At 36.4% G+C, this 22,332-nt stretch carries 24 protein-coding genes; 8 read left to right on the top strand and 16 right to left on the bottom strand.

The window, feature by feature from the left end; genetic code table 11:
• Positions 1-176: 176 nt before the first annotated feature.
• On the bottom strand, positions 177-1,169 hold the full coding sequence (locus O4O04_RS04185; protein WP_272534371.1) for an adenosine kinase: 993 nt from the start codon (positions 1,167-1,169) through the stop codon (positions 177-179).
• A gap of 449 nt (positions 1,170-1,618) precedes the next feature.
• Here O4O04_RS04185 and O4O04_RS04180 point away from each other — a divergent pair, with 449 nt between their 5' ends.
• Both O4O04_RS04180 and O4O04_RS04175 read left to right on the top strand, forming a co-directional pair.
• A complete protein-coding gene (locus tag O4O04_RS04180) occupies positions 1,619-3,661 on the top strand; it encodes a TonB-dependent receptor (RefSeq protein WP_442915948.1) in 2,043 nt (680 codons plus the stop codon).
• 142 nt (positions 3,662-3,803) lie between these two features.
• Positions 3,804-4,973, top strand: a complete 1,170-nt coding sequence (locus tag O4O04_RS04175; protein WP_272534369.1) for a hypothetical protein — start codon at positions 3,804-3,806, stop codon at positions 4,971-4,973.
• Here O4O04_RS04175 and O4O04_RS04170 read toward each other — a convergent pair.
• The gene (locus tag O4O04_RS04170) at positions 4,970-6,352 is read right to left on the bottom strand and encodes a PP2C family protein-serine/threonine phosphatase (protein ID WP_272534368.1); all 1,383 of its coding nucleotides are present in this window, start codon (positions 6,350-6,352) and stop codon (positions 4,970-4,972) included. The genes O4O04_RS04175 and O4O04_RS04170 overlap by 4 nt on opposite strands.
• A gap of 190 nt (positions 6,353-6,542) precedes the next feature.
• Here O4O04_RS04170 and gpmI point away from each other — a divergent pair, with 190 nt between their 5' ends.
• Positions 6,543-8,201, top strand: coding sequence for a 2,3-bisphosphoglycerate-independent phosphoglycerate mutase (gpmI, locus tag O4O04_RS04165; RefSeq protein ID WP_272534367.1), 1,659 nt, complete (start codon positions 6,543-6,545; stop codon positions 8,199-8,201).
• Between the two features lie 64 nt (positions 8,202-8,265).
• On the opposite strand, the gene murB is transcribed toward gpmI, so the two are convergent.
• Positions 8,266-9,222 (bottom strand): UDP-N-acetylmuramate dehydrogenase, encoded by a 957-nt coding sequence (gene murB, locus O4O04_RS04160; RefSeq protein ID WP_272534366.1) that lies wholly within the window; start codon positions 9,220-9,222, stop codon positions 8,266-8,268.
• A 71-nt stretch (positions 9,223-9,293) separates the two neighbouring features.
• On the opposite strand from murB, the gene O4O04_RS04155 reads away from it, so the two are divergent.
• Positions 9,294-10,004 carry a pseudouridine synthase gene (locus tag O4O04_RS04155; RefSeq protein ID WP_272534365.1) on the top strand — a complete coding sequence of 237 codons (711 nt, stop codon included), beginning with the start codon at positions 9,294-9,296 and terminating at the stop codon, positions 10,002-10,004.
• Between the two features lie 95 nt (positions 10,005-10,099).
• Here the strand turns inward: O4O04_RS04155 and O4O04_RS04150 are convergent, their stop codons facing one another.
• From O4O04_RS04150 to O4O04_RS04130, 5 genes are all read right to left on the bottom strand, one after another.
• Positions 10,100-10,261: a hypothetical protein gene (locus tag O4O04_RS04150; RefSeq protein ID WP_272534364.1), complete on the bottom strand. Its 162-nt coding sequence runs from the start codon at positions 10,259-10,261 to the stop codon at positions 10,100-10,102.
• A gap of 152 nt (positions 10,262-10,413) precedes the next feature.
• Positions 10,414-11,268 (bottom strand): DUF2167 domain-containing protein, encoded by an 855-nt coding sequence (locus O4O04_RS04145; RefSeq protein WP_272534363.1) that lies wholly within the window; start codon positions 11,266-11,268, stop codon positions 10,414-10,416.
• Positions 11,269-11,649: 381 nt separating this feature from the next.
• The gene (locus tag O4O04_RS04140; protein ID WP_272534362.1) at positions 11,650-12,639 is read right to left on the bottom strand and encodes a hypothetical protein; all 990 of its coding nucleotides are present in this window, start codon (positions 12,637-12,639) and stop codon (positions 11,650-11,652) included.
• A 3-nt stretch (positions 12,640-12,642) separates the two neighbouring features.
• The gene (locus O4O04_RS04135) at positions 12,643-13,092 is read right to left on the bottom strand and encodes an abscisic acid-deficient protein Aba4 family protein (RefSeq protein ID WP_272534361.1); all 450 of its coding nucleotides are present in this window, start codon (positions 13,090-13,092) and stop codon (positions 12,643-12,645) included.
• Positions 13,093-13,249: 157 nt separating this feature from the next.
• Complete coding sequence (locus O4O04_RS04130) at positions 13,250-14,179, bottom strand: hypothetical protein (protein WP_272534360.1); 930 nt, start codon at positions 14,177-14,179, stop codon at positions 13,250-13,252.
• A gap of 55 nt (positions 14,180-14,234) precedes the next feature.
• On the opposite strand from O4O04_RS04130, the gene O4O04_RS04125 reads away from it, so the two are divergent.
• Together O4O04_RS04125 and nadB are read left to right on the top strand one after the other, a co-directional pair.
• A complete protein-coding gene (locus O4O04_RS04125) occupies positions 14,235-16,097 on the top strand; it encodes a S41 family peptidase (RefSeq protein ID WP_272534359.1) in 1,863 nt (620 codons plus the stop codon).
• The gene (gene nadB / locus O4O04_RS04120; RefSeq protein ID WP_272534358.1) at positions 16,094-17,698 is read left to right on the top strand and encodes an L-aspartate oxidase; all 1,605 of its coding nucleotides are present in this window, start codon (positions 16,094-16,096) and stop codon (positions 17,696-17,698) included. Before O4O04_RS04125 ends, nadB begins: the two co-directional genes overlap by 4 nt.
• Before the next feature lie 10 nt (positions 17,699-17,708).
• On the opposite strand, the gene O4O04_RS04115 is transcribed toward nadB, so the two are convergent.
• The 4 genes from O4O04_RS04115 to O4O04_RS04100 all read right to left on the bottom strand — a co-directional run bounded on the left by O4O04_RS04115 (position 17,709) and on the right by O4O04_RS04100 (position 19,651).
• The gene (locus tag O4O04_RS04115; protein WP_272534357.1) at positions 17,709-18,095 is read right to left on the bottom strand and encodes a VOC family protein; all 387 of its coding nucleotides are present in this window, start codon (positions 18,093-18,095) and stop codon (positions 17,709-17,711) included.
• Between the two features lie 13 nt (positions 18,096-18,108).
• Entirely contained in the window at positions 18,109-18,582 is a 474-nt protein-coding gene (locus O4O04_RS04110; RefSeq protein ID WP_272534356.1) for a GNAT family N-acetyltransferase, read from the bottom strand.
• Between the two features lie 2 nt (positions 18,583-18,584).
• Positions 18,585-19,157: a hypothetical protein gene (locus tag O4O04_RS04105; RefSeq protein ID WP_272534355.1), complete on the bottom strand. Its 573-nt coding sequence runs from the start codon at positions 19,155-19,157 to the stop codon at positions 18,585-18,587.
• A gap of 140 nt (positions 19,158-19,297) precedes the next feature.
• Positions 19,298-19,651 carry an iron chaperone gene (locus O4O04_RS04100; protein ID WP_272534354.1) on the bottom strand — a complete coding sequence of 118 codons (354 nt, stop codon included), beginning with the start codon at positions 19,649-19,651 and terminating at the stop codon, positions 19,298-19,300.
• Positions 19,652-19,869: 218 nt separating this feature from the next.
• On the opposite strand from O4O04_RS04100, the gene O4O04_RS04095 reads away from it, so the two are divergent.
• Together O4O04_RS04095 and O4O04_RS04090 are read left to right on the top strand one after the other, a co-directional pair.
• Positions 19,870-20,214, top strand: a complete 345-nt coding sequence (locus O4O04_RS04095) for an ArsR/SmtB family transcription factor (protein WP_272534353.1) — start codon at positions 19,870-19,872, stop codon at positions 20,212-20,214.
• On the top strand, positions 20,201-20,659 hold the full coding sequence (locus tag O4O04_RS04090; RefSeq protein ID WP_272534351.1) for an SRPBCC family protein: 459 nt from the start codon (positions 20,201-20,203) through the stop codon (positions 20,657-20,659). The genes O4O04_RS04095 and O4O04_RS04090 overlap by 14 nt, the downstream gene beginning before the upstream one ends.
• Positions 20,660-20,882: 223 nt before the next feature.
• On the opposite strand, the gene O4O04_RS04085 is transcribed toward O4O04_RS04090, so the two are convergent.
• The 4 genes from O4O04_RS04085 to O4O04_RS04070 are packed head-to-tail and all read right to left on the bottom strand — an operon-like array spanning position 20,883 to position 22,125.
• The gene (locus O4O04_RS04085) at positions 20,883-21,290 is read right to left on the bottom strand and encodes a cupin domain-containing protein (protein WP_272534350.1); all 408 of its coding nucleotides are present in this window, start codon (positions 21,288-21,290) and stop codon (positions 20,883-20,885) included.
• Between the two features lie 53 nt (positions 21,291-21,343).
• Positions 21,344-21,550, bottom strand: coding sequence for a hypothetical protein (locus O4O04_RS04080; protein ID WP_272534348.1), 207 nt, complete (start codon positions 21,548-21,550; stop codon positions 21,344-21,346).
• A 9-nt stretch (positions 21,551-21,559) separates the two neighbouring features.
• A complete protein-coding gene (locus O4O04_RS04075) occupies positions 21,560-21,829 on the bottom strand; it encodes a hypothetical protein (RefSeq protein ID WP_272534346.1) in 270 nt (89 codons plus the stop codon).
• Positions 21,830-21,843: 14 nt separating this feature from the next.
• On the bottom strand, positions 21,844-22,125 hold the full coding sequence (locus O4O04_RS04070) for a hypothetical protein (protein WP_272534345.1): 282 nt from the start codon (positions 22,123-22,125) through the stop codon (positions 21,844-21,846).
• Positions 22,126-22,332: the final 207 nt, after the last annotated feature.

Raw genomic sequence — 22,332 nt, 5'->3', positions numbered from 1 at the left:
ATCATGCGGAAGATATCTTGTTGGATGTGGAATGGTTTGGTGGATCGGGATCCTTAGCCGTGGGCTTAAGCCCCTGGCTGGCTAAAGATTTATTCGTTTACAAATGAATGACAATAACAAAACCCAGTTGACTTTTCAATCAGAATAGTATTTTATTATATTATATTTTTGAACATTCACATTCCGGTCAAAATTTCATCCTGACGTCCCATCAATTTGACAGTCAATCTAGGTCCAACTTCTTGAACAACACGAGAAGCGACGTAATTGCCCCATCGCGCAGACTTCTCAGGACTATAGCCGTGAGTTAGACCATATAACACACCTGCTGCGAAAGAATCTCCAGCACCAGTTGTGTCCAACGGTTTGACAGGAAAACCTGGAACTAGACTATGTTTTCCATTCTCGATAACATAAGATCCCTCACGACCAGCAGTCATAAAGCAAAGAGGAGCAAGTGTTCCAAGAACTTCCAAAGCTTCAATCGGGGAAGTTTTGCCAGTCAATGCATAAGCTTCTTCAAGGTTACAAAATACTACATCAACATATTCTTTTGTTAGCTTGATAAATTCTTCCTTAGCGCGATTGACACAGAATGGATCACTATAAGTAAAGGAGACTTTGACCCCGTTCTCTTTGGCGAGCTTCATAGTCAATTCACTTGCCGCTTTGGTTGTAACTCCATCCCAAAGATAACCTTCCACATAAACAAATTGAGAAGCCTTCAATCTTTCTTGATCAATGTCTTCTGGTTTCAATGTTATAGAAATTCCGAGCGATGTTAACATGGTTCGTTCTGCATCTGGAGTTGTCAGAATAAGACAAGTTCCAGTGTGGCCTTCTTTATCTGGCTTGGTCTCGAAAACTATACCTGCCTCTTCAATATCTTTTTTATAAAATTCGCCATAAGTATCATGACTTACCTTTCCTGTGTAACAACCTGTTCCACCAGAATTGGCAAGAGCGATCATTGTGTTCGCAGCTGATCCGCCCGATCTAAGATTCTTTTTATATTCATGAAGATCTGATAACAAAGATCCTTGTGTAGACTCATCCATTAGAGTCATGATGCCTTTTTGTAATTTCTTAGCTTGAAGAAATTGATCTTCAAGAAAAACTATAATGTCAACAAGTGCATTGCCAACACCGAATACGTCGTATTTTTTCATAAGGTCAAAATCTCCCAAACTTCCAGATGGAAAAGGGATTTTTCATGAATTGACAAGGGTGTTAGAAAAAAAAATATGGAGTTACCTTTAGGGAGGAAACAGGTTAAATTCCTGTGCTGACCCGCAACGGTGTTCAGATTTTTCAATTTATAGAATCTGTGAGCCCGATCTTCCTCGTAAACTTCACCTCGTGGTCTAGGCAGTTTACTCTCAATTCACAGTCGTGAAGGGACCCCGAAGGAATAAACAGGGGTTCAACATGGCAAAATTATCATTATCGATTATTCGCTTCATACTTAGTATCTATTCATGCAAATTCATCTTAATCAATGAATTCATCAATTTAATTAAAAATAAAAATTCTAAGTCATCTCGAATTTTACTTCTGAATAATCGATTGTTCGAATTTTAAAATGCGATTTAATCTAATATTGATTCATTTAGTCAACATTTATAAATCAAAATTTATATTTGTACATTCAATTTTTTTCCTTATATATCTGGCAGGCGGGAATCAGTTGCTAAGCCAAGACAATGAAGTAAAAGCAGAAAAAATCGAAATTCGCGAAACAAAAACAAATTCCAAAAATGAAAATTTCGATAAAAATAAATCTGGAATGAATTCCGAGATTTTACTCGAAGAAGCCAAGACACGCTATAGCTCACTTCCAGAAATTTTGGAAAGGGAAGCGGGACTAAGAGTACGATCTTACGGGGGACTAGGATCTTATTCAACGTTGTCTATTCGGGGAACAAACCCAAACCAATCTAGATTTTATATCGATGGAATTCCATTTAACAGTTCACAGTCGGGAGAAGTCAACCTGGCCGATCTTCCCTTTGACAATTTAGAATCCGTCGAGGTTTATAGATCAGGAGTTCCAGTTGGATTCTCGGGTTCTGCAATCGGTGGAATAGTTAATTTAAAATCTATGAAACCATTGAGAAGGACAACTCGGTTGAATATAGGAGGGGGATCTTTCAACACAGGTCGAACTTCCATTTCCCATAGTGATATTAACGAATCCAAAACTCTAGGTTACACAGTGTTCGGTCTAATGGAAAAATCGGATCAAAATTTTTCCTTTCTCAATGATAGAGGCACAATACTACTCAATACAATCGATGATTCAATCGATCGAAGAAAAAATGCTCAATTCGAAAGAGCACAGACAATGGGATCTGTTTTCTGGAGCATTGGCAAAACAGATCTTCGATTGGTAACTGATCTGAATCACAGAAGACAAGGAATTCCAGGACCAGGCAATAATCAAACTGAGAAAACTTCCAGAAAATATAGTCGTCTACTTACAGCAATATCTTCAGATACACAAGAACTGTTTTACGATTGGCTAAGACTTGAGAACAGATTGTACTATACAGGATTTCGAGACGAGTTCTATGACCCAAGAAGCGAATTCAGTTCAGGAAGACCCAATGCTCAGACCAATTCTGAAACTATAGGATTCCAAACTTCACCGACTTTATACTTACTGGATTATTACCAAATCGTTCGAATATCAGGTGGAGCCGAAAAAGAAAATTTTAGAAGAGACCGAAGAAATTTTGATCATATGGTTTTGGAAAAAGAACCAATTCGAAATCGAAACTATTTAAATGCATCCATTGAAGATGAGATTCGTCTATTTGATGCTAAATTGCTTCTGACACCAGGAGTAAGTTTTGATGAATACAGAGATACTTGGCAAAACGATCGAAACTATATTCGTAAAACAACTCAATTCACCAATCCAAGAATGGGATTCTTATGGAAGATTTGGAAAGGTGAATCGCAAGAAATTAAGATTCGAGCCAATGCGAACATTTCGTCCAGAATACCAGCATTTTTAGAATTGTTTGGTGAAAGAGGACAAATACTCGGGAACGAAAATCTTAAGCCTGAAAGATCAGAAAATCGAGACGTCGGGATTGTTTATGATTACGAATTTTGGGGCATACTCAATCGTACAGAAATATCATGGTTCAAAAAAATGATTCGGGATATGATACTGTTTGTTCCGAATTCTCAATTCAGTTTACGTGCAGAAAATATTGATGGAGCCGACATTCAAGGTATAGAAACCGGGCATTCTATGTTTTGGAAATCCTGGAAATTGCGAACCAATTATACTTACCAAATTGCGAAAAACCGTTCCGCTTCACCGAATTTAAATGGGAAATTCCTTCCTCTCCGCCCGATGCACGAATTGTATTCTTCTCTTACTTATTCTCTCGCAAATTGGCAAATTGGTGGAGAATTTACTTATATTGGAGCTGTATTTAGAGATAGAACGAATGAATACGTGAATTACTTGCCTGCACGAGATATTTATGGAGCATTCGTTAGTTACTCACTTTGGAAAGGAGAGAAAGAAGAAGAATTGAAAGTTAGTTTTGAAGTTAAGAATATTCTAAATAAACAATTTTCCGATATAATTGGCTATCCACTTCCTGGGAGAATCTGGTATTGCAATTTGGATTATAAATTTTAATCTCATGGTAAATTCAATGAAATCAAACATACAAATAGTAAATACTTTTTTTATAACAAATAACTTTCAGAATTTTGTAAGAATATTTTTAAGCTTTAAAATTAATTCAAAATTTTATTCTTCCCTTAGTTGTAGATACTCTTTGTATTCAAATTTCTTCCTTACAGTTAATCTATTATTGACAATACTTTTATTAAATTGCAATGATATCGAAAGACCAGGCTTAGAAACTTTACTCCTATTCCAAGGTTCTCCCAATAATATCGGTGTAGTTACGTCTGATTTTGGTGGAGGAGGAAGATACAATGTCGTTGATCCGAGAGCAGGATTTGCATTACCGGGGCTTACACCCATTCACTCGGATGCAAGTGTTCGATTTTACAATAATAGAATCTATATCATCAATCGACTAAATAGAGATACCATTCAAGCATTGAATCCAAATTTCGCTAATATTACAGAAATTGAATTTTCGATTGGGCAAGGTAGCAATCCTCAAGACATTTTGATTCTGAATCCAAATAAAGCATATATTTCTAGATTCAATAGAACTTCAATATTAATAGTGAATCCTAGTAATGGAACAGAAATTGGAGAGATTGATTTAGCTTCTTATTCAGAGGAAGTTTCTGCAGGAGGATTACCGGATGGCAATCCTGAAATGAGCTGGATGATTCAAGCAGAAGGAAGAGTATTCATCATCTTACAACGATTAGATAGAAATAGCCCAACTGGATTTCTTCCACCCTCAGGAATATCCTATCTACTTGAAATTGATCCAATTACAGATAAGCCTCTACAAAAATTCAATTTTCAATCTTCGAATCCATTAGGCAAACCACAGATTCTAAATTTGTTTGGCGAACCTCATATCGTCGTTGCAACGCCAGCAAAACTTGGTTTTATCAGTCAATTGGATGGCGGAGTGGAAGCTTTTAATCTCAATTCCAATAAATTTCGTCCAGGTTTTCTATTGAATGAAACAACAGCCGGTGGAGATATTTTGGGAGTCCAGATAAAGTCAGATAACGAAGGTTATGCGTCTGTTCTCGATAGCAGTTTTAATAAAAAAATCATTCAGTTCAATCCAAGCAATGGATCCATAACGACAATTATTGCAGAAGTTTCCAGCCAATTCGGAACCAATTTTTCTGGATTATTGCTAACTAGTGAAGGATTGCTAGCAGTGGGAATTTCAGATTTTGGTAATCCTGGTATAAACATTTATGATACAAATGGTAGTTTAAGACAAATTACAATTGCACCCATTCGTACGGAACTCACTCCGACCGACTTAATCGAGCTCCGCTAATTATTGAATTCAGCGGCGACAATAGTTACATCATCTTGAAATTCCCGATGATGTCCGACAAATTCTGAAACCTCTCGCATCACGTTCTCACAAATTTCACGAGTATTATAACCAACTTGCTTAGAGATCAAATTTTTAAATCTGTCATCACCGAACATATCACTTGAAGAATTTCGTGCCTCTGTGATTCCATCTGTAAATAAAACAAACTTATCTCCGTTTCCAAGACTAACATCCATATCCACACAATCAGGAGGAAAAAGGTCACAAATCACCCTCCCCTTTGGTTGAAATATATTTACTTCACCAGATTTACGAAGAAGAAGCAAAGGTAAATGTCCGGCTCCAGCAACTTTCATTTTTCCAGTATTCAAATTAATATAACACATGCTAGCTGTAATAAAATTCCCCGTCAATTTACCTTTTAAGCTATTGTGAATTCCAATCAATACTTTGGCTGGTTCCTGAAGATTGTCTGCCCAGTTATTCAATGACATTTTGACCATCGAAGCAAGAAATGCTGCCGGTACTCCATGTCCAGATACGTCGCAAATAAAAATTCCAATCTCATCTTTTCTCGAATAGTTAATATCAATAAAATCTCCACCCAAGTTCGTGACAGGAGAATAATGAAAATTCAAATTGATTCTATGTTCATCTGGAATTTTTTTTGGAAGCAGAGAAGTTTGGATTTTTCTTGCAAGAAGAATCTCACGATCTACTTTTACTAGCAATTTTTCAACTTTATCTTTCTGTGCAATTATTTTGATGGATTTTAGATAACTCCTCTTTCTTATGCGATCCAAAAAGAATATAAAAACAGAGCCAATAACAAACGCATTTCTCAGTGTAATCAAAGATTGACTTACAGTCAAAGGAGTATCATGATCCACATAATGATTGTAAGTAAAAATGAAAGTGAGAGCAGACATTGCCATTAGAGATATTGATATGATCAAAGGAAAAGGTACAATTACAAATAACATTAATACCAATACATAACTTGCTATATAACTTGGTTCACCTCCAACACGCGCGGTAATCCAAGCAGTTCCAATCTCAACATATCCCGCTGGAATCAACCATAGAAAGATTCCTTGCTTGCGAAAAATAGGAAATGCATACAATACAAAAGTTATAATGCCAGAAATAGTTAATCCGATTCTTGCCCAATACAATTCCGGAATCTCTGGATGGAGCTGCCTATCAATATCAATATATCTAATAAAGGCAAATAACGAAATGAATGCAGCTGGTAAAGCTCCTTTTAGACATTGAGCGTTCAGTTCGTCCCAATACGTTTTCCTTGCCTGAGGTTGGTCAATTTCGTACTCAAGGTAGTTTTTGTATATTTTTGAAAAAAAAGAATATAAAGACATAGTGTATTAAGCTGGTCTATCCAATTCAATTTAGTTTTTGAAAACTCGCAACCAATTTATCCTTGCCGAAAATAAACAATCCAGAGACCATTGAGCTATAAAGTTAGGCTTTATGATAAAAGACAACTAGAATAAATCAAGAGAGATTCTGAAGTTACGGATTCTCGGATAGATTTTAATAAAGGCAATCATGTTAAAATTAGAAAGAAATGATCAAACCAATCAAGAAACTGTACTCATCGTTGTTTTAGATGGAGTTGGTTCTGCAAAATTTTCCGCAGATCAAGGCAATGCCATCCGCGCAGCTAAGATTCCCAACCTAAACTATCTATGGAATGAAGAACCAACTATAGAAATTCTCGCACATGGTGTAGCTGTCGGGATGCCTAGTGATGATGACATGGGCAATTCGGAAGTCGGACACAATGTACTTGGATGCGGACGAATTTATGACCAAGGGGCAAAATTAGTAAGTAAATCAATAGAGACTGGTGAGATGTTTGCTGGTGATACTTGGAATAAATTAATTCAGAATTGTATTACAAATAAATCAACCTTACATTTCTTAGGTTTATTCTCCGACGGAAATGTTCATGCTCATATTGATCATCTTCAAAAAATGATAGAAATGGCAACTGAAGCTAAAGTTGCCAAAATCCGAATTCATATTCTCTTAGATGGTCGTGATGTTCCAGAAAAATCCGCTCTTGATTATCTAATTCCCTTTGAAGAATTTCTAACAAAAATTCGCAATCAAAATGTTGATATAGAAATCGCGAGTGGTGGCGGTCGAATGACGATTACTATGGATCGTTATGAAGCGGACTGGTCTATGGTAGAGCGTGGCTGGAAGACTCATGTATTAGGTGAAGGTCGAATTTTTCCAAATGCCAAACAAGCTATAGAAACTTTACGAACAGAAGATCCTGGTGTGATAGATCAATACCTACCAGCCTTTGTGGTAGGAGCCAATGGCAAGCCGAATGGAACTGTGGAAGATCATGATTCGGTAATATTCTTTAATTTTCGTGGTGACCGTGCTATCGAAATTTCACGGGCTTTTACCGATAAAGAATTTAATTTCTTCGATCGAGAAAGATTCCCTGCGATAGAATTCGCTGGAATGATGCAGTATGATGGTGACTTATTTGTTCCACCTCAATATTTAGTTACACCACCAGCGATCGAGCGAACCATGGGTCAATATTTTGCAGAAATGAAGATTCCTCAATATGCTATCTCAGAGACGCAAAAATATGGACATGTTACCTATTTTTGGAATGGTAATAAGAGTGGATTTTTTGACAAAGATTTCGAAACATTTCTAGAAATTAAATCCGATAACATTCCTTTTGATCAAGCTCCACGTATGAAATGTGAAGAGATAACTGATACTTTAATCAAAGCACTGGAATCTGGTAAATTCAAATTCTATAGAGTCAACTACCCTAACGGAGATATGGTGGGACATACAGGAAATATGAAGGCGACGATTGCTTCATTGGAAGCATTGGATGAACAGATTGCTCGCTTGAAAGAAACTTGTGATCGTCTAGGAATTGTAATGCTAGTAACTGCAGATCATGGAAATGCGGACGAAATGTACCAATTGGACAAAAAAGGCAATCCGATAGTAGATACTTCAGGTAAGCCTACTCCAAAGACTAGTCATACATTAAATCCAGTGAACTTAACTCTTTATGATCCCAAGAAAAGATATAAGCTTGATCCTAATTTGAATAAAAAATTTGGAATGCCTGGTCTTGCAAATATCGCAGCTACAATCATGAATCTTATGGGATACAATGCACCCGAAGACTATCGACCGTCTTTGCTTGCAAAAAAGTAAGTTGAGTTAATCCAATAGTATGTGTAAATTTTGGGAAGAACTATGTACAACCATATCTTCCCTCTTAAGGAATGGTTCCGAAATTCTCAACTTCTCTTTCCAGTAAAATTCCGCTGGTCTTCTCAACCTTTTCCATGATAAGTTCGGATAGATAATGAACATCGACAGCTTTAGCTCCGCCAAGATTCACGATAAAATTGCAATGCTCAGGCGATATCTGTGCGCCACCTTGAATAACTCCGCGCAGTCCTGCACGATCAATCAATTGCCAAGCCTTGATCGGTTTCCCATCTTCATCTAATACTTTAGGATTTCTGAATATAGATCCTGCACTTTTTTTATTCTCAGGTTGTGAGGAATTTCTTTTGTCTCGTTTATCTTTTAGGGATTCTTCAATCTCTATCAAGTTCCCAGCTTGCAATTGCATCTGAATGCGAAGAATGATACTATCTTTGTCTCTCAGAAATTCTGTAAAACGATATCCATATTCGATCTCACTGGGTTTTTTAGATTGAATTACACCATCACGAACAAAGTCAATTCTCGATACTAGATCAAGCAACTCACCGCCATAACAACCTGCGTTTTGAATAACGGCACCACCAGTCCAACCAGGAATGGTACTCAAAAATTCCGCACCCGTAAATCCTTTCTGAGAAATCTGCCGAAAAACCGGAGTCGTATTCGTCGCACCGCCAATCTCAAAAATTCCAGGCTCTATCATTTCATAGTTTTTATAATCTCCACTCAAACGAAATACAACAAAGTCATCAGGATGATCGGAGATCAAAATATTCGAACCTCCTCCGAGCACTCGGTACGGAATGTCCAGCTGACGAAACAAATTTAAGACTTCAAAAATTTCTGAATCCTGATTCGGTTCTACAATCAGAGGAGAGACTCCACCGATTTTGAAAGATGAAAGTATAGCAAGAGATACATCCTTGCGATAGGGGACGGAAAATTTATCTAATCCACGGATCAATTCTTGCAATTGAGATTCGATAAGCATTGATTTCATAAAATCGGAATCGTCAAGAAAAGACAACTAAAGAAAATGAACTTAAGAAGATTGGATTGGGAAAACTTACCATGAACAAAACTGAAAGAGTTGATAAAATTTTATCCAATCTCGGAATTGGAACACGCAAAGAAGTGAAATATTTTCTGCGAGATAAGAGAGTAAAACTCAATGGAAATATTGTTACTGATGCAGGAACTAAAGTAAAACCAGATGACCAACTCCAATACGATGATGAAATTTTGGACTGGAAAGAATTTGTTTACTACATGATCAATAAGCCAACTGGATGCATTACTGCCACAGAAGACCCAAACGAGAAAACCATCATGGATTATCTGTCCGAAAGAGATCAAGGCAAAAAATTGTTTCCAATCGGTAGACTTGACAAAGACACTGAAGGATTTTTAATTCTCACAAACGATGGGATGTTAAATCACAATCTCACATCACCTAAGCACCATATTTATAAAACCTATTTGGTACATGTTGACAAGGACTTAGAGAAATCAGATATTTTAGCATTCGAAAAAGGTGTGACTTTAGATGAAGGATATGTTTGCCTTCCAGCTAAATTGGAAATTCTTGACAAGACGCAAGCAATAGTCCAGATTCGTGAAGGAAAATTTCGACAAATAAGAAGAATGTTCACTGCTTTAGGCAAAGAAGTAGTCTACTTAAAGAGAACGAAAATGGGTGATCTTCCTTTAGATGACAGTCTGGATCTAGGACAGTATCGTGAATTGACAGAAGATGAATTGGAAATTTTGCGAAAGAAATAGCTTGGTAAAAAGTTAAAGTCAAAGAACATGTTAATATCAGTAAAGCTTCCCAGAACATTTTCAGTTTTCATCCTTTTAATATTCTTGAGTTTACTTCACAATACTCTCATTGGATCAGAACCAACCAAATCGATTGACACCAATCCACCAAACACAGAAATAAATTTCCGATGCCAAGGGCTCACTGGATTGGTATGTCCACAAGGATACTTTTGCAAAACCAATAAGCTGATTCTTGATGAATTGGGTATTTGCATTAAGAATCCAAATTCAGAAAAACTAAGATAACAAAAATAATTCGACTAACGATTAAATATTTCCGTTATCCTATTTCTCAATTAGGACAAAAAACCAACTACCCAATAATCCCCTCTGCTTCTAGAATATTTCAATACAGAATACTTCTTACTTATTCGTTAGATCTTCCCGAAAAAAATTTCTTAATGAATCCAAGCATTGCAATTCCACCTAATGCAATGATTTTCCAAAATTTCGCGATCAATGCAAAAAAACCTGCTTTAGCGAGAACTTTTCCTGCGATCAATCCCCCAATCCCGTATGCTGCTACTTTATCAACACTCGGATTATAATCTGAATATTTTTCACCTTCATTAAATCCGGTTGATTCTAAAATAACGGGAATATCCTTCTCAACCTCTGGAAGGTATTCTATTGTGGCGATCGCATTCGCAACTAAGACACCTTTTCTTCCTAGCATTCGAATATTATAATTTAATGTGTTAACTTCATCGCCTTCAAAATTAATTTCTTTTGCCCAATGTAGCTTTTTATTGCTTTCGTCATAATAAGGTTTGGAAGCCCAGCCAACAAGATTTAGTGTTGGATAGCCTTCTTTCTTACGAAAAGAATTGCCTTCTTCGATATCTTCTTTCATTGTCTCGAGAAGTTCTTCATAATCAATTTCATTTGCATCACTGTCGCTAACATATCCTTCATCAGAAAAAGCGTAAGTGATCGCATAAGTGAAATTGTCACTCGTCGGTGATTGATCAGCCTTGAACAGCATTCCTAATGTTGAATCATCTTCTGGATTGCCCCAAACATCGTGCAGTACGAACTGACTTTGCTTGGCATCCAAAAACTTAAAACCCTTAGGCACATCGATTGTCGCGAGATTGTCTCCAATCGTAACTTTTCCAGTTTGGAATTTTAGTTTATTGACCTTTTCTTGTATTTCTGCTTCGGCAAAAATAGGAGTGCCTAACAATATCAGGCTTATCAGAATTGCATTTAACTTGAGCATGGAACACCTCTTGTTTTTTCTAGAGTTTTGAATGTACAAGTAATTTAATCAAGATTATTTTAGATATTTTAGAGCAAAAAATCAGAATCTAAGTTCATCAAATTTTGATTTTATTTTTATATTCTGAAGACTGAAAATGAGCTTATTTTGGGATGTAATCTTTCCACGGAAACAAAATTAGATAAATTATGCATCTAGTTAATAATTTATTTCATAAAATTCTATCAAACATTGATTAGTTTTTTGTCAAATTATGCACGACTCGTGCAAAATTCAATTTTGATTTTTCAATTTCACCCTTTGAATAACTAAATAAATCGAAAGTAACAAATTGCATATCGGAGAGAGATTAAATGGAAAATTTTATATCTAAATTAATCTTTATTCCGCATTTAAATATTTTTTCTTAATAATATTTGCGTAATTCAATCGATCTTGATACTTAATGAGTTTTTTTTCAATTATTTCTAATTTTGCATATGATTGAGGGTTGTCCTTTTTTAAATCAAAATTAGCCATTCTCGAAATATCCTCATCCGTAGCGGGATAAGTTTCTATATCACGGACAAACTGCGCATATAACATTCCGATAGTAAACAGAGGAACTACCTGATTGTACTGAACCCAATCTTCTTCGTATTTTTCGAAATCTTGTGTAAGAATACTGTCAGTGGTCTCATTGAGTTCTTTGTATTTAAGTAATTTATTCTTAGGCGATCGAACCAGTCCATGCAAATAGTATACTAAGCGCATATCAAATTTATAGGCAGCTTGAGAAAAGGAGGCCAAATTGTCTTTTGAATGGCTACTAGAAAGAAACTTTTCGAATTCACTTAATATAAATCTCTTATCATGAGCTAAATAATTTTTAATAAATAAAGCCTCCAAATGATAGGCATCCATTTCATACAAATATTTTTCAACTGGATTATCTCGAGTTAGAATAAAGAGATCTTTATTTGTAAAATATGAATCGGCATGTTGGAATTCATGAATCAAAATTGAATAAACTAAAGAAGGTCTTTTCTCATATAAGTCAACTAAATAGGGACTGATATAAATGCCCGGATGACTACCAGCTGAATCAAAGGCAAAAATTGCACCACCTTCTATACTACTAGGCAATGTAGGATCGATACTTAATTTTAGAAATCCAGCATTAATACGATTCATGTTGTTGAGAAGAACAACATGTAAGTTATCATCACTATTTTTGCGACCATTCACTAAAATAACGAGCTGCGTGAGAATTGCCTCAAATCTTTTTGGATATAAATCCAAATCTGATTTGCTTTGATCTACATTTTTACTCGCAGTTGAGCATCCAACGAGTAAAACGAAAACGAGTAGTAGGAAGGATAGTTTTTTCATATATTAATCATTTTTGATGGAATTGAATCCAATACTTTTGGTCAAGATTGCCCTGAGAACCAAATAGAAAAACAATCCAAATGGACCCAGAATCAATATTATAGGAATAATAATCAATCGAATCAATAAAGAACTTTTGAATTGCAAAGAATCTTGGGAAATCCATCGACCAATCCAAACATCAGATAGAATCATATGATTCCAAGTACCCAAAAATCCAGCATCAGAACTTAAGAATGCTTTCATTTCCAAAAAAGTTGGTTTAAAAATTATACTAAGAATTTCTCCAATTCCAGGAATCGTTTGTATTACAAATAGCAAGCTCAAAAGAATTAGGTATATATCCACACAAAACATGGCTTTGGTATTCTTAGGTAAGAATAAAATACAAATCCAGAATAGACCTGGTGAATAAGAAAGAAAGCTAAACAATAAGTCGTTTGAAATTTCCACAAATTGCCCCTTTTATTAATTTAACTGATTAGAAAAATACAACATCATATATAACACAAACCACCTCTCTAGATTGCAATAACAATATGAATCAAAGACTATAGATCCATCATCCAACTCTTTGGAAATAATATATATTTTATCAAACTTTCAAACACTACCAACGAATCCCCATTCGATCTGCTTTATCACGAAAGATCGGATCTTGCTTTAGAATCAATTCTGTTGCAAGCTCCAGAGACTCTGCAAGATCTTTACTCTTGCCACCTGATTTCTTGATCGATTGGAGAGTATTTTTATAATCATCAAAACTGGATTTTGCTTTAGCAGAATTACCAGAAATGAGATTTGATTTAAAATCCATCCAATGCTTGGTAATCAATTGATTGGGCTCATCAGAATCTTTTAATTTTTCGGTTTTTTCTTTTCTAGCATAAGATATATCCCAGATTGAATAGTAACCATGATTTCGATCCTCTTCTCCCATTAGCAATTTAGAATAAGATACTTTATTGGGCTTTGCGATATTTCTAAGTTGAACAATTTCTTCAGAATTATTCAGACATTGTGCAAAAATTCCTTTTTCCAATGACTCTCTTGTTAGATGCCCAAGATTCACAAGGGTTCTAATATCAGGAAGAGCTGCAGTTGGTCGATTTTCTTTACATCTCAGGATCGCACGTTCGTAAGTGAGAATGATGTTTCCGTCTCGACCCATTCGCTTTCGCATATCTTTCAAATTATTGGTTCTGACAGCAAGGTTTTGAAATAAATTTCTGTAGAAATTATCTTTTGGCTCTTTTTTGTATGCGATTGCTGCTGCAGTGTATGCTCGGTCAAGATCATTTGCATTTAAATAAAGAATTGCTAGATTGGCACAAGATAATCCGGTTCCTGGATCTTTCCATCGGCACCGTGTATCCAATTCATTCAGCGCGTGCTTCTTTTCTGATTCACTTGAATAGTAATCGAGAATAATTCTTTCGTAGAATACTAAGTCGTCCCATTCAATCTTCTCTCTATTTTGCGCTGAGGATGGATAGATATGGAAAAAAAATAAAATGAACGCAAGGAGAGATTTCCTCATTTTTTTAAGTTGCCTGTTTCGTTTTGATTGGGTTTACTGAACAAGAATGAATTCTATGAACTGGGGAATCAACTTGAAAAAGGTCTCTTATATTTTTTCCACTATTTTAGTGATCGGATTACTTAGCGGAACGCTCTCTAGATGCGAACCTGAAGCCAAAAAACAACCAGAAGTGAAGAACTCTTTCACTTATAAAGATTTAGAAAGTGTTGTTTTGGCTGTTGATAAATTTTACATCGATAAATCGATCAATAAGAATCGTGCATACACAGATGCAGCTTTCTACACTTTACTTTCCATGCCTCATCCACTTTATCTCTATCCAGAAAGTTATTTCAACGAGAGAGAAAAGTATGAAGATGCTGATTCCCTTTTGCCAGTCAAAAGCACTTTTAAACTCTCACCATCTGATAAATTTATAATCATGGACCCCGACTACGTGAAAGTCGAGGAAATGAGAAAAGCAAAAATCAAAAAGAATGAAAACCGCAAAATGTCAGACGAAGAGGTCAAGAAATTGATCGAGAAAGATAAATTGCGTAAGTCTGTCTTATCTGCTAAATGGGAAGAAACTCGTTTCTCGAAAAAAGATTTTGACAAGATCATCGCATACGTTGAAGAGAATCTTGCTAAATATAAAGAACCAGCACTTCCGAATTCAGTCCTCGACTTAGATCCTGAGATCCAGACACCCGACGAAGAAAAAAAAGCAGACTATACAATCAACGATGTCTATCTAGCTGCTGCCAATGGATACCTAAGCTCACTTGACCCACATTCCAATGTATTCCTACGAGAAGCATGGGAAGAGTCTATGGCAAAAATCAATGATTCCTCTTTTGAAGGAATCGGTGCTATACTCAGCGGTGGTGGAACCAGAGAAGTTGTCGTCGAAAATCCCTTGGAAGGAAGCCCCGCCCTCAAGTCTGGATTGCGTAGTGGAGATGTTATCCTAGCTGTTGACAAAATTTCCATTGCAGCGATGAACTTAGATAAGGTGGTTAAGCGAATCAAAGGCAAGAAAGCAACAGAAGTTGTTCTTACCATCCGAAGAAAAGGTGTGACTGGAACACTAGACATTCCAATCATTCGAGACACGATCACAATTAAGAATTTAACTTATAGAATTCTCAAAGAAGATCCAGAAATTGCCTATATAAAATTGACTGGATTCATCAAAGCACCTAACGAAGATTCAGTGGATTCTATGATTGCAAAAGCAGTTCGCGATATGGAAAGAGAATCTTCAGCCAATGGCAACAAACTAAAAGGGATCATTCTCGATCTCCGAAATAATTCTGGTGGATATCTAGATCTAGCTATTGATATCGCTGATCTATTCATTGATAAAGGACTACTGATCGTTAGCACAAAAGTTCCGAATCGCAGTCCAGAAGAAGCAATTGCTAATAACAAAAAGATCACAGATCTTCCGTTAGTGATTCTAATGAATGCTAAATCGGCTTCTGCGAGCGAGATTGTCGCAAGTGCTATTCAACATCATGGTCGCGGATTGCTGTTAGGTGAGAGAACTTTTGGTAAGGCAACTGTGCAAAAATCGATGGATCTTCCAGGCAATCAAGACTTTGTTCTTAAGATCACTAACAGCCGTTACTATTCTCCTTCTGGCAAAACCATTCAAGTAGTTGGTGTTACTCCAGACATTGAAATATCTGAAGAAGCCGATGGCAGTTTTCCGTTCCGATATAGAGAAGAAGATATGTGGAATCATCTCCCAGAGATTCCTTCTGCATCGAGTTACAAGTCCAGGTTCAATGTCCCAGCAATCAAAGAACATGTCAAAAAGTTCGGTAAATCTGACAAATATCTATCAGAGCATTCAGATGATCAGATCCGACCTGATTATATGTTGATTCGTTCTTTGGATTACGTAAGAGCACTCGCAGATAAGAAATGAATTCGCAAAAGACAGACTTCCTAATCATTGGATCTGGAATTACAGGCTTGTTTCTTGCCTGGAAGATTTCTGATTTGGGGTCTGTCACAATTGTTACCAAAAAATCTGACTACGAATCTAACACGAACTATGCGCAAGGTGGCATTGCCAGCGTAATTTCCGCAACCGATGAGATCGAAGAACATATCCAAGATACCTTAGTAGCTGGAGCCGGTCTCTGTGATCCAGAATCTGTAAGAATTTTGGTTGAGGAAGGACCTTTCCGGATTCAAGAGCTTTTAGAAATTGGAGTTCCGTTTAACAAAGACTCAACGGGCAACTTGGACCTCGCTCGCGAAGGTGGTCACCGCAAGAACCGAATCGTTCATGCGCACGATCGAACGGGAAGAGAAGTTGAGACATCACTCCTCAATGCTGTAAAGAGTAAGCCGAATATTCGTATATTAGAAAACCATGCTTGTGTTGATATTTTAACTCCTCATCATATACAAAATTCTTCTGATCTCCCTCTCAGGTGTTACGGAGCCTATATCTTGAACACAGAAGACGGAGAAGTTTTTCCTTTATTTGCCAAGCGAACCATACTTGCAACGGGTGGTGCAGGTCAAGTGTATCTGCATACAACCAACCCAAGCATTGCAACGGGTGATGGAGTCGCATCAGCCTATCGAGCTGGAGCAAAAGTAAAAAACATGGAATTCTACCAATTCCATCCAACTGCACTTTATCATGAGAATGGGAATTCTTTTCTCATCTCTGAAGCTGTGCGTGGTGAAGGTGGAATCTTGCGTGATCATCAAGGCAAAGCCTTTATGGAAGAATACCATGAGATGCGAGATTTAGCACCTCGTGATATTGTTGCACGCGCTATTGACAATGAGATGAAGAAAAGCGGACAACCTCATGTCTACCTAGATATCACTCACAAACCAGCCGATGAGATCAAGCACCACTTCCCATCTATCTATGAGAAATGCCTATCACTTGGAATTGATATCACGACTCAAGCTATACCTGTCGTTCCGGCGGCACACTATATGTGCGGAGGAATAGAGACAGATTTATGGGCTAGGACAAATATTGAAAATTTATATGCGGCAGGTGAAGCTGCATGCACTGGAGTGCATGGAGGCAATCGCCTAGCATCGAATAGTCTACTGGAGTGTCTCGTATTTGCAGATCGAATCAATCGAGACATTCGTTCCCTTTCCGAGAAAGCACCGTTGGAATTCCATGAAGAGATTGCTAAGATCCCAGCATGGAACAAAGAAGGGACCAAAAACGCCGAAGAATGGGTTCTCGTATCACATGACTTATACGAAATCAAAGCATTGATGAGCAACTATGTCGGTATCGTAAGAAGCAATCTTCGCTTACAAAGGGCAGCGCGTAGGATTCAAATGATCCGTGAAGAAGTAAAAGATTTTTTTGATAGAACAACTGTTAGTCCAGGACTTCTCGAACTTCGTAATTTGGCATTAATTGCTGATATAATCGTAAGATCTGCCTTGCTTCGTAAAGAATCAAGGGGCTTGCATTATTCTACAGATTACCCAGAAGATCGTACACCTTCTCGCAAAGACACGGTTGTTACGACCTAATTCTTCGGGGTCAAAATTCCGGATTGATCCTCCAAGGTGGATTCAGTCGGTTCTCGCCAGCATAATATAAAATCAATTGATTCAAATCTGGATCTTTGATCCGAGCCTCCCTCCATAGCCAACTTTTATCGTTTGGCATTTCTTCTATCACAAGCCCTTTTCGAATTAGATCATTCACATAATCATCTAGGTTAGAAATTTCAAAGTAAATGTGAATCCCTTCTCCTGTCGGCAATTTATCTGCAAGATGTATAGAAAAAGTCGAATCACCCTCGGGACATTTAAACCTAGCGTAATGCGGCAGATCTTCTACAATCATAAGCAAACCTAAACTTTGATAAAAAGGTATGGATTTGGACAAATCTAAGGAAGGAATCGTAATTTGATTTAGGTTCATATATTTTCTTATGTCAGAGTTTTTGTCTTAGCATTATCATATGCTTTGCTTGAATACCATCTTCTATTATTGGTTCCGAGTATTTATCAATAAAAAAATTCTTCTTAATCTCACTTACATCAAATCCCAACTTTTGATATAGATAAAGCTGTCCAATACTAGAATTGGCAGTTCCGATTAAAATACTTTGTTTCTTCATATTTTTTGCATATTCAATTACATTTTTGATCAAAAAACTTCCAATTCCTTTTCCCTGCATTTCTGGTTTTACAGCAATATTTTTGATTTCCACGGAATTATCAGCTAATGGATACAATACGATTGCGCCAATTATTCCTTCATTTAATCTTGCTACAAAAATCTCTGAATCACTCAAATATTCGTCGACGACATCTTTCGAAGGATCAGCTAGTAAAAAGAGATCATAATGTTCGGGTAAAACTCTATCACATTTTACAAAATCAATATTTTGATAATTTCCTTTCATACTTATGGTTCCGATAATTCCTGAGCATACAATAGTCTATCTTTTACCCGATTTACAAATCTTTTGATATTGGGAACGCCGTATTGCTGCCGAGGAATATAGGAGACGAGAAACTCCCCGTTTTTTAGAGCAAATAATCCATGAGCGATTCGCTTATTGCCTTCAACTCCAACTCCAAATTCTTTTTTAAAAGATTCAACGGATGACTTATCCACTCCGACTAAAGTAAATCCTGGTGACTTTAGAAATGGATGCAACTTTTCTACTTCATCCCAACCCGATTTCGGATCAGATGCGATATGATATATTTTTGCCTCTGGTAAATGAGCTCTAACCTCCAATTCTAAATCTAATACTTGCTGAGAACATGCAAAACTCCGAATATTAGGAAGAGTCGATATGATAACTAGACCTCGATTGATCTTATTTTCGTTTAAGACGGCTCGTGTTTTTCTCGCTGGATTCGCATGAAAGCATCCGAGAATTCTTTTCCCGGGCTTCGGTTTGTCTCCTTGCAGTTGCATAGAATGGTCACCCAAGAACACTCTTCTGGTTTTAGATCGAGATTTATCCATAGGATCAAAATTTCCGATTTAGAAAATCGGTCAAGAACTTAATGCAATTATGTTGCATTTGATTCTATTGCAACGCCTTGCTTGGAAAGGTAAATAGATTCTTTCTAGAGAAGGAATGATTCAAACTAAAATTTTAACAATTATCCTTTCGCTAGTTTACTATTCTCATCTTTGCGAAATTGAACAATCCGTGATATTAGATCATAGGGCATCGGTTTATCAAGTGGAAATTGAACAGAACCTTTACCTTGTTTGAATACAGATAGTTCAGCTTTAAATTTCGAATGTCCAGTTGGAGTTGCATAGAATCCTATATGTTTTTTGAAGGCGGCAAAGTAAACCAAAGGTTTCTTGTGGGTTTTATAGCTTGGCATTCCGTAAGCAAATCCTTCTTCAGAATCGGGAGCGATTGTCAGAATGATCATTCTGATTTTATTCAGTATATCCTGAACGTCTTTGGGAAATTGGTGAATGTATTGTTCAATTGTATCCATAAGCCTGATCCACTCGATTATAAATCTATTATACAGAAATGTAAATTTTTACACTCCGAATTGATAGTCATTTAAAATTCCAATTTAATCTTCAAACTCAGCTCCCTTTTAAAGTTTAGATTTTTCTTATATGCCACTTCTAAACAGAACGAAAAAAATCTCCAGACTTGTCATTTTCTGTGTTGACATGCAGGCATTTACCTGCCTATTGTAAAATCATGCAGAATGAAATAGAAGGTACAGACAAAGTCTTCAAGGCATTGGCTGACCGTCACAGGAGAAAAGTTCTTGATCTTCTCTATGCAAATAATGGACAGACTCTCTCTTCACTCTGCAAGCAGCTCGATATGCAAAGACAATCGGCATCTCAACATATTGATATTCTCATTAATGCATCCTTGGTATCGGTTGTATGGAAGGGTCGGGAAAAACTCCACTATATCAATCCAGTTCCAATCAATGAAGTATATGAACGTTGGGTGCGAAAATTTGAGCAGAATCGTTTAAATTTTTTACATGAGTTGAAAAAAGAACTCGAGGGAGATGGAAATGGAAAAACCTAACTTCGTCTATGTTACATACATAGCAAGCACTCAAGAAAAAGTCTGGCAAGCATTGATTGATGCCGACATAACACATCAATATTGGTTCGATCCAGGTAATAATAAATCTGCACATGTCAATATTTCCGATTGGAAAGTAGGATCAGAATGGAGACATGAACAATACAATGCGGAACGAACTGTTGATATAGTGGGTAAGGTAATCGAAATCAGTCCGCCTAAACGATTGGTTCTTTCCTGGGCTAGACCAAGCGAAGCAAATGACGCATTCAAACATTCACAAGTAACGATAGAAATAGATTCATACGGAGAAGGATTGGTACGAATGATTGTGACTCATGTAGATCTTGATCCGCCAATGCATATGGGAATATCAAAAGGATGGCCTATGATTCTATCGAACCTCAAAACCTTCTTGGAATCAGGTCATGCCCTGTCCAAGTAAATTCCAGGGATGAAATGGTATGGGATTGAAGTATCATATTCTAATAGACTTTTAGAATATGATACATTTCATCCAAATCTAAAATTCGGATTTTCAGGCAAATTGAATGCTTTTCGGAAATTGAAAAAAGAAACTGGTTGGCAATTGGATAGAATAATATCTTCAATTAACAATCATTAGCCATACTCTACGGAAAAATTCTGGATTTTTAATTTATTCTTTTTTAATTTGAGGATTTATGGATGATGATTTTTACAGGTTTATTATTGGCAGGTACTAAACTATGCTGAGTATTTCTTGGAACTATAAACATTTGATTGTTCTCTACCATTATATTTCCTTTCTTCGACTCACCGACGATCAAGGCTCCTTGAATTACGAAATAGCTTACATCTGAATTTTCAAATAAGAATTTTTCGGACGGAGAGCTTAATGTGATAGAAGAGATACTAAAGCCTTGAAAATTAAGATTCTTTCTTTCAATAGAATTTGTATCTTTGCCCAAATCTTCAGATGAATTCAAAAAATCAGAAAAAGATATCGTTACTGGATGCTGAATATATTCTATATTTTCAGAGTTTTGGCAATTTATTATAAATGCAATGATTAATAATTTAAAAAGAATTTTCATATTTATTCTAATATTATTGCTTCTGCGGTATTCCTCCACAGAAGCAATTCTACTTATAAGTCTACGTCAAGCTCCGTACAGCTAAACTTTCCACCTTGATTTTTACAATGTTCTAGATAAGATGAATTAACAAAAAAGAGAACTGTTTTTGATCCATTCCTGTAAACTCCACCTTCACTGTCTGGCGCATAGCGCATAAAGTTTCTACAATTAGTAAATGCCAATGCCAATACGATTAATAAAAGTAATACTTTTTTCATAAATTCTCCTTATTTAACATCCCCAAAGCCTAACATTGCAGCAGCGCCTTTTTCACAAACTAATCCACCGTTTGCTTCAGCCTTGCACAGAGCAATATAGCTTTTTGTACTGAAAGGTACTACTTGTGGCACAATCCACCAAAACCAACTGAATTCTGATACTTCTACAGAATAAGTATCTTTCTCGACTTTTGAAATTACACCGTAGTTTGTTGATGCACAGTTTACAAAAGTTAATACTAATAATGCTGCCAAAATTGTTGTTAAAGTTTTCTTCATTTTCATATCCATTATTACTTTAAGCTAACGCTTATCTCCTCACCACAAGTAAATTTGCTACCTTCATGCGTACATTGAGCGATATAGCCTCGAGAAGGTGTAAATATACTAGGTTGATAAATCGACGCATAGGTTTTGCCTTTAGTTTGTCCGTCTGCAACGCTAATAAGTGACTTACAATTAGTAACGCCTGCCAGCAGGAACAGCATTCCAGGAATTAAGAATACTTTTCTCATTTTTGAATCTCCCGTTTCATTAATTTCTACCAACCGTATTTTTGAATTAGAACCTGTCAAAAAGAAATCTCAAAAATCGCTAAAAAGCTCTTAAAAATATTAATATTTCTATAGAAAAAATTCTCATCAAAAAAAAGCTAACAAGAAAAATGAAAAATAAGCTTTAACAAATTGGGCATAGTTTTAGGGATAGCAATTTACCAGTGGTTTTGTAATCTAAATGTTATTCGATGGAAAAATTGAATATTCTATTAAAGGGAGAAAACC

It is taken from the genome of Leptospira sp. GIMC2001, from assembly GCF_028462125.1.
Classification (GTDB): Bacteria; Spirochaetota; Leptospiria; order Leptospirales; family Leptospiraceae.
Note: the sequence above shows the minus strand (reverse complement) of the source record. Positions and strands in the feature narration are given on the sequence as shown.

What these genes read in the sequence shown, in the direction of transcription:
- O4O04_RS04185 (WP_272534371.1), bottom strand. Translation starts at nt 1,169, where the DNA reads ATGAAAAAATACGACGTATTCGGTGTTGGCAATGCACTTGTTGACATT.
- O4O04_RS04170 (WP_272534368.1), bottom strand. Translation starts at nt 6,352, where the DNA reads ATGTCTTTATATTCTTTTTTTTCAAAAATATACAAAAACTACCTTGAG.
- gpmI (WP_272534367.1), top strand. Translation starts at nt 6,543, where the DNA reads ATGTTAAAATTAGAAAGAAATGATCAAACCAATCAAGAAACTGTACTC.
- murB (WP_272534366.1), bottom strand. Translation starts at nt 9,222, where the DNA reads ATGAAATCAATGCTTATCGAATCTCAATTGCAAGAATTGATCCGTGGA.
- O4O04_RS04155 (WP_272534365.1), top strand. Translation starts at nt 9,294, where the DNA reads ATGAACAAAACTGAAAGAGTTGATAAAATTTTATCCAATCTCGGAATT.
- O4O04_RS04150 (WP_272534364.1), bottom strand. Translation starts at nt 10,261, where the DNA reads ATGCAAATACCCAATTCATCAAGAATCAGCTTATTGGTTTTGCAAAAG.
- O4O04_RS04145 (WP_272534363.1), bottom strand. Translation starts at nt 11,268, where the DNA reads ATGCTCAAGTTAAATGCAATTCTGATAAGCCTGATATTGTTAGGCACT.
- O4O04_RS04140 (WP_272534362.1), bottom strand. Translation starts at nt 12,639, where the DNA reads ATGAAAAAACTATCCTTCCTACTACTCGTTTTCGTTTTACTCGTTGGA.
- O4O04_RS04130 (WP_272534360.1), bottom strand. Translation starts at nt 14,179, where the DNA reads ATGAGGAAATCTCTCCTTGCGTTCATTTTATTTTTTTTCCATATCTAT.
- O4O04_RS04125 (WP_272534359.1), top strand. Translation starts at nt 14,235, where the DNA reads ATGAACTGGGGAATCAACTTGAAAAAGGTCTCTTATATTTTTTCCACT.
- nadB (WP_272534358.1), top strand. Translation starts at nt 16,094, where the DNA reads ATGAATTCGCAAAAGACAGACTTCCTAATCATTGGATCTGGAATTACA.
- O4O04_RS04115 (WP_272534357.1), bottom strand. Translation starts at nt 18,095, where the DNA reads ATGAACCTAAATCAAATTACGATTCCTTCCTTAGATTTGTCCAAATCC.
- O4O04_RS04110 (WP_272534356.1), bottom strand. Translation starts at nt 18,582, where the DNA reads ATGAAAGGAAATTATCAAAATATTGATTTTGTAAAATGTGATAGAGTT.
- O4O04_RS04105 (WP_272534355.1), bottom strand. Translation starts at nt 19,157, where the DNA reads ATGGATAAATCTCGATCTAAAACCAGAAGAGTGTTCTTGGGTGACCAT.
- O4O04_RS04100 (WP_272534354.1), bottom strand. Translation starts at nt 19,651, where the DNA reads ATGGATACAATTGAACAATACATTCACCAATTTCCCAAAGACGTTCAG.
- O4O04_RS04095 (WP_272534353.1), top strand. Translation starts at nt 19,870, where the DNA reads ATGCAGAATGAAATAGAAGGTACAGACAAAGTCTTCAAGGCATTGGCT.
- O4O04_RS04090 (WP_272534351.1), top strand. Translation starts at nt 20,201, where the DNA reads ATGGAAAAACCTAACTTCGTCTATGTTACATACATAGCAAGCACTCAA.
- O4O04_RS04085 (WP_272534350.1), bottom strand. Translation starts at nt 21,290, where the DNA reads ATGAAAATTCTTTTTAAATTATTAATCATTGCATTTATAATAAATTGC.
- O4O04_RS04080 (WP_272534348.1), bottom strand. Translation starts at nt 21,550, where the DNA reads ATGAAAAAAGTATTACTTTTATTAATCGTATTGGCATTGGCATTTACT.
- O4O04_RS04075 (WP_272534346.1), bottom strand. Translation starts at nt 21,829, where the DNA reads ATGAAGAAAACTTTAACAACAATTTTGGCAGCATTATTAGTATTAACT.